This window comes from Streptomyces sp. NPDC058401 (assembly GCF_042722885.1).
Classification (GTDB): Bacteria; Actinomycetota; Actinomycetes; order Streptomycetales; family Streptomycetaceae; genus Streptomyces.
The window spans coordinates 42111-51451 of sequence record NZ_JBHXKA010000004.1; the positions used below are offsets into that span (position 1 = coordinate 42111).

8 protein-coding genes are annotated in these 9341 nt (G+C 71.9%); 2 read left to right on the forward strand and 6 right to left on the reverse strand.

Translation table 11 applies throughout. The features are described 5' to 3' along the window. Nucleotides 1-10: 10 nt before the first annotated feature. Nucleotides 11-2089 carry a glycosyl hydrolase family 28-related protein gene (locus tag ACFWNV_RS02450; protein ID WP_383939271.1) on the reverse strand — a complete coding sequence of 693 codons (2079 nt, stop codon included), beginning with the start codon at nt 2087-2089 and terminating at the stop codon, nt 11-13. Between the two features lie 137 nt (nt 2090-2226). Here ACFWNV_RS02450 and ACFWNV_RS02455 point away from each other — a divergent pair, with 137 nt between their 5' ends. Continuing rightward, nucleotides 2227-2883 (forward strand): DUF6629 family protein, encoded by a 657-nt coding sequence (locus ACFWNV_RS02455; RefSeq protein WP_383939274.1) that lies wholly within the window; start codon nt 2227-2229, stop codon nt 2881-2883. A 450-nt stretch (nt 2884-3333) separates the two neighbouring features. Continuing rightward, complete coding sequence (locus ACFWNV_RS02460) at nt 3334-4989, forward strand: GMC oxidoreductase (RefSeq protein WP_383939277.1); 1656 nt, start codon at nt 3334-3336, stop codon at nt 4987-4989. Between the two features lie 103 nt (nt 4990-5092). On the opposite strand, the gene ACFWNV_RS02465 is transcribed toward ACFWNV_RS02460, so the two are convergent. From ACFWNV_RS02465 to ACFWNV_RS02485, 5 genes are all read right to left on the reverse strand, one after another. Then, nucleotides 5093-5572, reverse strand: coding sequence for a carboxymuconolactone decarboxylase family protein (locus ACFWNV_RS02465; protein WP_383939280.1), 480 nt, complete (start codon nt 5570-5572; stop codon nt 5093-5095). Beyond that, nucleotides 5569-6651: a dihydrodipicolinate reductase gene (locus tag ACFWNV_RS02470; RefSeq protein WP_383939283.1), complete on the reverse strand. Its 1083-nt coding sequence runs from the start codon at nt 6649-6651 to the stop codon at nt 5569-5571. Before ACFWNV_RS02470 ends, ACFWNV_RS02465 begins: the two co-directional genes overlap by 4 nt. A gap of 64 nt (nt 6652-6715) precedes the next feature. After that, a complete protein-coding gene (locus ACFWNV_RS02475; protein WP_383939286.1) occupies nt 6716-6943 on the reverse strand; it encodes a DUF6126 family protein in 228 nt (75 codons plus the stop codon). Between the two features lie 17 nt (nt 6944-6960). Next, on the reverse strand, nt 6961-7596 hold the full coding sequence (locus ACFWNV_RS02480) for a helix-turn-helix domain-containing protein (RefSeq protein ID WP_383939288.1): 636 nt from the start codon (nt 7594-7596) through the stop codon (nt 6961-6963). 63 nt (nt 7597-7659) lie between these two features. After that, nucleotides 7660-9228: an ATP-dependent DNA ligase gene (locus ACFWNV_RS02485; protein WP_383939291.1), complete on the reverse strand. Its 1569-nt coding sequence runs from the start codon at nt 9226-9228 to the stop codon at nt 7660-7662. Nucleotides 9229-9341: the final 113 nt, after the last annotated feature.

A 9341-nucleotide genomic window follows, 5' to 3' on the forward strand; every position in this document is an offset into this window, starting at 1 on the left:
CAACCGGCGTTCACCAGGGGCTCGGCGCCGGCGGGGCGACGACCGGCGGGCGGTCGTCGCAGGTGATGGTGTTGGGCAGTTCCCAGCCGGCCAGCCAGGGACCCGTGGTGCCGCCGCCGTCGTTGCCGCCGCGGTCGGCGAGGGTGAACTCCGAGCCGGTGGCGGGGAAGTTGAAGGAGCCGCAGTTGTTGACGCCGACGGCCCCGACGCCCCGGGCGTCGACGTTCTCGAAGCTCGCCGACCCGGCCACGCGCGCGCTGACCACGGAGGTGCCGGTGCCGTCGACGCGGACGTCCTTGAAGTGGACGTTCTCGATGCGGACCTTGTCCTTCACCGGCCAGTCGCTGACCAGCATGATCGCGTTGTAGGTGCTGTCGAGGAAGGAGTTGCCGGTGACCTGGATGTCGGCCTGGTCGATGCTGCGGTCCAGGGCGTAGAACCAGATCGCGCCGAGCCCGATGTTCCAGTTCAGCTCGTACGTGCCTGCGCGCACCGTGGTGTTGCCGTCGATCCGCAGGCTGCCGGTGAAGGGTTCGGCGCCGAAGCGGGAGCCGACGTGCAGGGCGCTGCCCTCTCGGACCGGGTCGGCCACAAGGTTGGCGGTGACGGTGGTGTCGGCGCCGCCGTAGATCGCGATGCCGTTGGCCAGCGTGGGGCTCTGCACGGTGTTGTGGTCGAAGGTGTTGCGGGTGTTCGTGGTCTTCTCCGCCCACATGGCGAGGCCGTCGTCGCCGGTGTTGCGCACGAAGTTGTCCTGGACGAGGGAGTCGGTGACTCCGGTGTGGAAGTTCAGGCCGTCGGCGATCTGGTCGGTGATGACGTTGCGGGTGACCTTCACGTTGCGCATCGGCCCGTCGAACCAGAGGCCGACCTTGGTGTGGTGGATGTAGAGGGAGTCGACGGTGGAGTCGCTCATCGCGCCGCCGACCCCGTTGACCTGGTCGGTGTCCACGCGTTCGCGGACGTCGCCCTCGATGGCGAAGCGGGAGAGGTGGACGTTCCGGCTGCCGCCGTCGGCGGCCTCCTTGCCGTAGAAGCCGACGCCCTTGCCCTTCACGGTGGTGTACCAGCTGCCGGCGCCGGTGACGGTGACGTCGTCCACGATGATGTGCCGGTTGACCTGGTAGGTGCCCGGCGGCAGGTAGACCGGGAGCCGGTGGCGCTTGGCGAAGGCGATGGCCCGGTCGATGGCGTCGGCGGAGTCCCGTCGGCCCGTCGGGTCGGCGCCGAACAGGAGGGCGTTGGCGGCGACCGCCTCCACGTGCGGGGCGCCGACGCGCTGCGAGTCGAGCAGGTCGATGACCGTCCAGGCGGCGGGGCTGCCGGCCGGGACGGTGAGCCGGACCTTGTCGCCCGCCCGGTAGGTGCGGCCCAGGAGCAGGCGCTGCTCGTCGTACATGTGGGTGGGGCGGAAGGGCTTGGCGATGACCGGGGCCGGGGTGGTGGCCGCCGGGACGCAGGCGCACTCGGTGATCCACCAGTCGGGGTGCAGGAGGCCGGCCTGCGGGTCGTTGCTGAAGGGGTACTGGTTGTACAGCCAGGAGTACTGCGAGGTCAGCGTCATGGAGCGGCGGTTCTTGCCGTTGACGGTGACGTCGAGCGGGGCGGTGATGCCGCCGCCGGCGGGGGCGTCGGGGAGGCTGTAGCGGACGGTGAGGGCGTCGGCCGCCGCGGGCAGGGTGAACTCCACGTACTGGCCCGGCGCCAGCTTCACCGCCTTGCGGCCGGAGGCCTCGGCGGGCAGGGAGTACGCGGTGCGGTCGGGGCCGATGAGCGTGCCGGAGGTGGCGGCGTTCTCCGCCTCCTGCTCGGCGAAGTCCACCCTGGCTCCCCGACCCTCGGCCAGTGCGGGGTCGAGGGCGGCCCGGGTGACGGCCGTGGGCGCCGCGGGGTCCGCAGCGGCGGGCCGGGCTTCGGCCGCGCCCGCGCCCAGGGCGCCGAGGCCGAGGGCGGAGGCGGTGAACACCGCCAGGACGGCGGCGGCCCGTGCGGGAACGGCTCTTCTGCTCGCTGCGCCGGCTGCGGAGCGGCCTGCTTCTCGGCTTGCGGCTCGGCTTGCGGCTCTTCGTGCGGCTCTTCTTGGGGGCATGGCCGGGACAGTAGGACCCCGCACGGAAACACGGCAAGACTCGTGCAGGATTCTTCTGCATCTTGTCGAGTTTTTCCAATGATCCGTGGTGTGGCAGACGTCCGCACCTCGGTTTACCGTGAGACCGGGAGGGCCCCATGTGCTGGAGCGCGACGGCCGATCTGACAGCGGGGACGGTCATCACCGCCGTCGGGATCGCCTGCCTCGCCCGGACCCGCCGCGCCCGGGACCTGCCCGTCGCGGCGCTCCCGCTGATCCTGGGCGCGCACCAGCTGATCGAAGCCGCCGTCTGGCGCTCCGGCGGCGGCTGCGGCCCGGCCACCACCGCCTGGGCGGTGATCGCGCTCCCGCTGCTGCCCGTATGGGTGCCGCTCGCGGTGCTGCTCGCCGCCGCGCCCGAGGTCAGAGCCCGGCTGCGCCCGCCGGCCGCCGTCGGGCTCGCCACCGGCGCGTACCTCGCGTACTGCCTGGCGACCCGCCCGGTGAGCGCCGAGGTCCGCGGCCACACCCTCGGCTACGGCGTGAACGTTCCGTGGATGCCCCTGGCCCTGGCGGGCTACCTGTTCGCCACGCTCGGCGCCCTGCTCCTCGCGGGGGACCGCCGGCTGCGCCTGCTCGGCCTCCTCATGGGGGCCGGGGCGCTCGTCTGCGCCGCGCTGTGGCGGCTGGAGTTCGCCTCCACCTGGTGCGCCTTCGCGGCGGCCGCCTCGACGCTGATCCTGGTCTGGACCGGCGACCGCGCGCGTTCCCCTTCTGTACGCGAGGGCGCGGGACGGGGTGCGCCGGACCTGTAACACCGGTCGGGGTCCGGAACAGGAACGTGCGGCGAAGGTAAAAAGATTCGGGCGCCGGCCACGGGCCCACCTTGCGGTTTGTCGCTTTTCGGCCTCGGGGCCCGCGGGATGCAGCCACGACGGAGTGGCGGCGTGCGCCGAGGGCCCGGGCGGCCCGGCCCGGCGCGGCGTCCCGTAACGCGTTCGACTTCTGACGTGGTGGATTCGCGCGGATGCGGCTCCCCCGCGAGCCGCCTCGCCCGGGGCTCCACGGTCACTCCGGGATCACCATCCCTCCACAGCGGGTGGTCGTTCCCAGCGTCCGATGGGACCTTCGAGCCCTTTCCGCGGGCCGTGAACGAGGGCCGCCCACGACCACCGCCGACGAAATACGCCTTGACGTATCTAGTGACTTCGCAAGCACTCGGCAGTAGAACTCGTTCTCATTCCGCCTAGAGTGAGGAAGCTCACATGAGCGACAAAGGCCTGCACAAAACGAGCCAGAACGGCGTCTCGCGTCGAGGATTTCTCGGTAGAACGGGTTCCATCCTGGGAGCAATGGCCCTTGCGGGTCAGATCGCCCCGTCCCAGGCCCAGGCCGCCACGGCCGGCGCGGCCGCCGCCGGCCCGATCGACAACGGAGCGCACGTACCGGCCCTCGTGATCGGTACCGGGTACGGCGGCTCCGTTGCCGCCCTGCGGCTCGCCCAGGCCGGTGTCGACGTCCACATGATCGAAATGGGCATGGCCTGGGACACCCCCGGCTCGGACGGCAAGATCTTCTGTAACACGACCAAGCCGGACTACCGCGCCTACTGGCTCCGCACCAAGACCAAGGCGCCCCTGAGCAACTTCCTGGGCTTCCCCATCGACTCCGCCGTCCCGCGCTACACCGGCATCCTGGACGCCGAGGAGATGGGCGGGATCATCGTCTACCAGGGCCGCGGCGTCGGCGGCGGCTCGCTGGTCAACGGCGGCATGGCGGTCACCCCGAAGCGCGAGAACTTCGGCGCCGTCCTGCCGACCGTGGACGCGGAGGAGATGTACAGCACCTACTACCCGCGCGCCAACGCGGGCCTCGGCGTCGGCCTGATCGACCCGGCCTGGTTCGACACCGTCGACTGCTACCAGTTCGCCCGTGTCGGCCGCAAGCACGCCCAGCGCGCCGGGTTCCCGTTCGTCTTCGTCCCGGACGTGTACGACTGGGACTACATGAAGCAGGAATCGGCCGGGACCGTCCCGAAGTCCGCGGTCGCCGGGGAGATCCTCTACGGCAACAACGCCGGCAAGAAGTCCCTCCAGAAGACCTACATCGCCCAGGCCAAGGCCACCGGCAAGGTCACCATCTCGCCCCTGCACAAGGTGACTTCGGTCTCCCCCGCCTCCGGCGGCGGGTTCACGGTCGTCATCGACCAGATCAACACCACCGGCGACACCGTGGGCACCAAGACCGTCGTCGCGGACAAGGTGTTCTTCGCGGCCGGCAGCGTCGGCACCAGCAAGCTGCTCGTCCGGCTCAAGGCCACCGGCGCCCTGCCCAACCTGAACGGCGAGATCGGCAAGGGCTGGGGCGACAACGGCAACGTCATGGTCGGCCGCGCCAACCACATGTGGGACGCGACCGGCAAGGTGCAGGCCTCCATCCCCTGTGGCGGCATCGACAACTGGGACGCGGGCGGCGCGTTCGCCGAGGTGGCCCCGCTGCCCACCGGCATCGAGACCTACGCCTCGTTCTACCTGTCCATCACGAAGAACCCGAACCGCGCGGAGTTCACGTACAACGCCTCCACGGGCGGGGTCGAGCTGAACTGGCAGACGGCGTGGAAGCAGCCGTCGATCGACATGGCGAAGACCATCTTCGACAAGATCAACAAGAAGGAGGGGACGATCTACCGGACCGACCTCTTCGGCACCAACAAGATCTGGGGCGACCACCTCACCTACCACCCCCTCGGCGGCGCGATCCTGGGCAAGGCCACCGACAACTACGGCCGACTGCACGGCTACACGGGCCTGTACGTCATCGACGGGGCGCTGATCCCCGGCAACACCAGCGTCAACCCGTTCGTCACCATCACGGCGCTCGCCGAGCGCAACATCGAGAAGATCATCGCCACCGACCTCTAGGTCGTTCCTGGCGCGGACAGCACGAAGGCCGGGGCCGTCGGATCCTCCGACGGCCCCGGCCCCGTGTGCGCACCGCACGCGCCGCGCGCTCGGTGGCCCGCACTCAGTGGCCCGGCAGCACGCAGACGCTGTCGAGGCCGAGCACGTGGTTGAGCCGGCCGAAGGCCAGCCAGGAGCCGATGCTCATCGTCAGCTCCACGATCTCCACCTGGCTGTAGCGGGCCGTCATCCGGTCCCAGAACTCCTCGTCCAGGCCGTGGTGGTCCAGGCAGTACCGCTCCGCGTACTCCGCCGCGAGCCGGGTCCGCTCGTCGAACCGGTCCGTGGTGCGCCAGTCGGTGACGGCGTCGGGGAACTCGTCCTCGACCTTCTCCCCGTCCCGGTCGGTGCGCCAGTCCAGGCAGAAGATGCAGCCGTTGATCTGCGCGACGCGCAGCCGGGCCGCCTCGAACTCCCGCAGTCCCAGGGTGGTGTGGGCGTACACCGACAGGGAGAAGTTGGCGGCGGCCATCCCGATGCCGGGGACCAGGTCGCCCCACACGTACTCGATGGGGTGCTGGCCTTCGGGTATGTCGATCCTCATGACAGTTTCCTTCCGAGTTTGCCGACGGCGGGGCGCAGCGGGACGTCCAGGGCGTCGTAGAGGCCCGGCTCGGCCTCCACCAGCCAGTCGATGGCTCCGACGAGGCGTCCGACGGCGGTGGCGTTGCCGCCGGCGGAGCGGTTCTCGCCCTCGTCGGTGGCCTCGATGGTGACCTCGATGTGCGGGCGGCCCTCGATGATCACCCGGTGGGCGCCGTCGCCGCCGTCGGGCGGGGACGGCCAGTCGGGGGCGCAGGAGGCGTGGATGCGGGTGACGTGCTCGATGACGATGCGCGCTTCGCCCTCGACGATCCCCTGGACCTCGAAGCGGATGGCGCCCTGGGTGCCGCCCTCGAACTCCCCCATCGTGCGCGTGGTGACGGTGGTGTCGAGGGCGCGGCGCTCCACGGTCTCGCGGATGTCGTCGAGTTCGACGCCCAGCGCCCGGGCCATCATCCGGATCTGCCCGCCCCACACCATGGTCGGGATGGACGGCATGAGCATCATCGGCTCGTAGTCCATGGGCTGGCCCATGCCGATGAGGTAGCGGACGGAGTCCGGCTGGTCGTAGGTGGAGTAGTCGAAGATCTCCTGGCAGCGGATCACGTCGATCCGGGTGCCGAGCCCGCTGAGCAGCAGCGGGAGCACGTCGTTGCCCCAGCCGGGGTCGACGCCGGAGGCGAAGAGCGAACCGCCGCCCTCCGCGACCGCGGCGGTGACCGGGTCGAGGAACTCCGGTGGCGCGCTGCGGTAGTCGTAGAGCGGATAGAGGGCGGGGCTCACGACGACGGCACCGGAGCGGATCGCCCGGGTGATGTCGGCGAGGGCGTCGTCGGGGCGGATGTCGCCGGACGCCGCGTAGACGACCGCCTGCGGACGGGCCGCGAGGACCGCTTCGATGTCGTCGGTGGCCGCGACGCCCGTCTCGTAGTCGAGTTCGCCGAGTTCACCGGCGTCGCGGCCGACCTTTTCTGGATTGTGGACGATGACGGCGGCCAACTTCAGCGCCGGATGGGCCTCTACGGCACGGATGGCCAAACGGCCGACGTTGCCGGTACCCCAGACAACCGTGGAAATCATGCGCGGAGGGTAGCTTCAGGACCTGTAGGTTCCTAGAGCCGTGTACGGAAATTCCGGCCCGCTGTCACTGGTTTTGCGCACCCAGCACGAAGAGCAGGTAGACGAAGAACGCGAACAAGTGGCCCACGAACAAATAGGCGATGAGCCGGATGATGAGACCGCGCGGAAACTTCGACTGCTGCTTCTGCTGGGTCCGCTCGGGCTGCTGAGCCTGGTCGGTCGGCTGAGCCTGCTCGGTCGGCTGGGCCTGGTCGGTCGGCTGAGCCTGCTGGGTCTGCTGCGTATCGGGCATGGCGTACGGCTCCTCGCCTATCGGTCGTGTGTGGTCGTACCGGCGCCGCCGCCGAGGCACAGGCCGGCGAGGCTGCTCTGCAGCAGGGTGTGGACGAACAGCAGGTCCGCCCCGGCCGCCGAGGCCGCGCCGATCCGGTGCGCGGTGAGCGAGTCGAAGTGGGCGCTGTCCCCGGGCTCCAGCAGGTGCTCGGTCTCCCCCAGGTGCAGCCGCAGGCGCCCCTGGAGCACGTACAGCCACTCCTCCCCGGGATGTACGCGGACCAGCTCGCCCTGGCTGCGCCCGTAGGGGACGTGCACGCGCAGCGCCTGCATCCCGCGGCCGGAGCCGCCCGCCTGCCAGTACGTCCAGCCGTCCGCCTCGCGGGCGCCCGGGCCGCCGGCCCGTACGATGGGATCGGCTACGGCCGGGGTCTCCCCGAGCAGCTCCGAGACCGTCGTGCCGTACGTGCGGGCGAGCCCGAGCAGCAGCGGCAGCGAGGGCTGGCGGCGGCCGGTCTCCAGCCGCGACAGGTGCGCCGGCGAGAGCCGGGCCCGGGCGGCGGCGGCCTCCAGGGTGAGCCCGGCCCGGCGGCGCAGATCGCGCAGCTGCGGGGCCACGGTGGGCAGCTCGGCGTCGGGGGTGGTGTCGCCGGGGGCAGGACCGGTTGTCATGCCCCGATTGAGCCAGATACTTACCTCTCTGGCAATCCGCTTTGCCTCTGAGGTAAATCCGTCCTACGGGGCCGCGCCCGGACCGGGCCCGGGGGCCGATGCCGCCGGACCGCCGAGCACGGTCTCCACGGTATCCGCGTCCTGCGCCCGCTTGTCGGGGCGGTGGCGCAGGACGCGCGCGAAGCGCAGGGCGACCCCGGCCGGGTAGCGCGGGGAGCGCTGCAGGCCGTCGTAGGCGATCTCCACCACCAGTTCGGGGCGCACCCGGACCGTGTGGCCGTCGTCCTCGACGGCGAGCTCGCCGAGCCGCTCGGTCTGCCAGCGCAGCATCTCGTCGGTGAGCCCCTTGAAGGTCTTGCCGAGCATCGCGTAGCCGCCGTCGGCGGTCCGGGCGCCCAGGTGCAGATTGGACAGCAGGCCGGTGCGCCGGCCGTGGCCCCGCTCGACGGCGAGCACGACCAGGTCGAGGGTGTGCACCGGTTTCACCTTCAGCCAGTGCTTGCCGCGCCGGCCGGCCGCGTAGGCGGAGTCGAGGGCCTTCAGCATCACGCCCTCGTGTCCCCGGCCCAGGGTCCGCGTCCAGAACTCCGCCGCCTCGGCGGCCTGCGCCGCCGGGTCCTCGACCACGAGCCGGCCGACCCGGAACTCCTCCGGTACCAGGGCGGTGAGCTCCGCGTACCGCTCGCGCACCGGCAGGTCGAGGAGGACCCGGCCGCCCGCGACCAGCACGTCGAAGAAGTAGGGGACGACCGGGAGGGTCCGCCGGGCGGCCTCGACGTCGGCGCGGGAGCCGACCCGGCTCGCCACCTCCTGGAACGGCACCGGCCGCCCGTCCGCGGCGGAACGTCCGATGACCTCCCCGTCGAGGATGAACCGGTCGCCCGGAAAGGACCGGGCCAGGTCCGCCACCTCCGGCAGCCGGCCGGTGATCTCGTCGAGGGAGCGCGTGTACACCCGTACCTCGTCCCCCTCGCGGTGGACCTGCACCCGGATCCCGTCGAGCTTCTCCTCCACCGCACACGGCCCGAGCGCGCCCAGCGCCTCCGCCACCGACTTGGCGGTGTTCGCCAGCATCGGCTGTACGGGCCTCCCCACGCGCAGGGTGACCCCGCGCAGGGCCGCCTCCCCGTCGGCGAGCACGGCCGCCGCCACCCGGGGCAGGGAGCCGTCGAGCATGGCGGCCCGGCGCAGGGCGGCGGCGGGCACGCCGGCCGCGGCGGCCACCCCGTCCAGGGCCACGGCGTCGAGCGCGCCCTGGCGCACCTCCCCGCCGAGCAGGCTGCGCAGGAACCGCTGCTCGGCCTCGGTGGCGGCGCCGAGCAGCGCGTCCAGGATCCGGCGCCGTTCGGCCTGGGCGCCGGCCCCGGCGACGGCGGCGAGCCGGGTCACGGCCTCGTCCACGGCGGTCACGGTCAGGGTGGGCCCGGCGGCCGGTGCGCTCTCCGCGGCGAGCGCGCGCCAGCCGATCCCCGGCCGGCCCTGCGGGAGCCGCCCCGCGAGGTAGGAGACGACCAGGGCCGCCTCCTCGGGCGGCGCGGCGGCGAACAGCTCCGCGAGCAGGGCGGTCTTCCCCGACCGGGCAGAGGTGTCGGCAACCTCCCGGGACACGCGCGCAACCTCGGCCAGCAACATGCGGCCATCCTCCCGCCGGACGACGACCACCGCAGCCCGACAGCCGGGGCCGCAGCCGGCGGCACATCCAGCCCCGCCGGCGTTGGAGGCGCGGGGTCTGGGGCGGAGCCCGG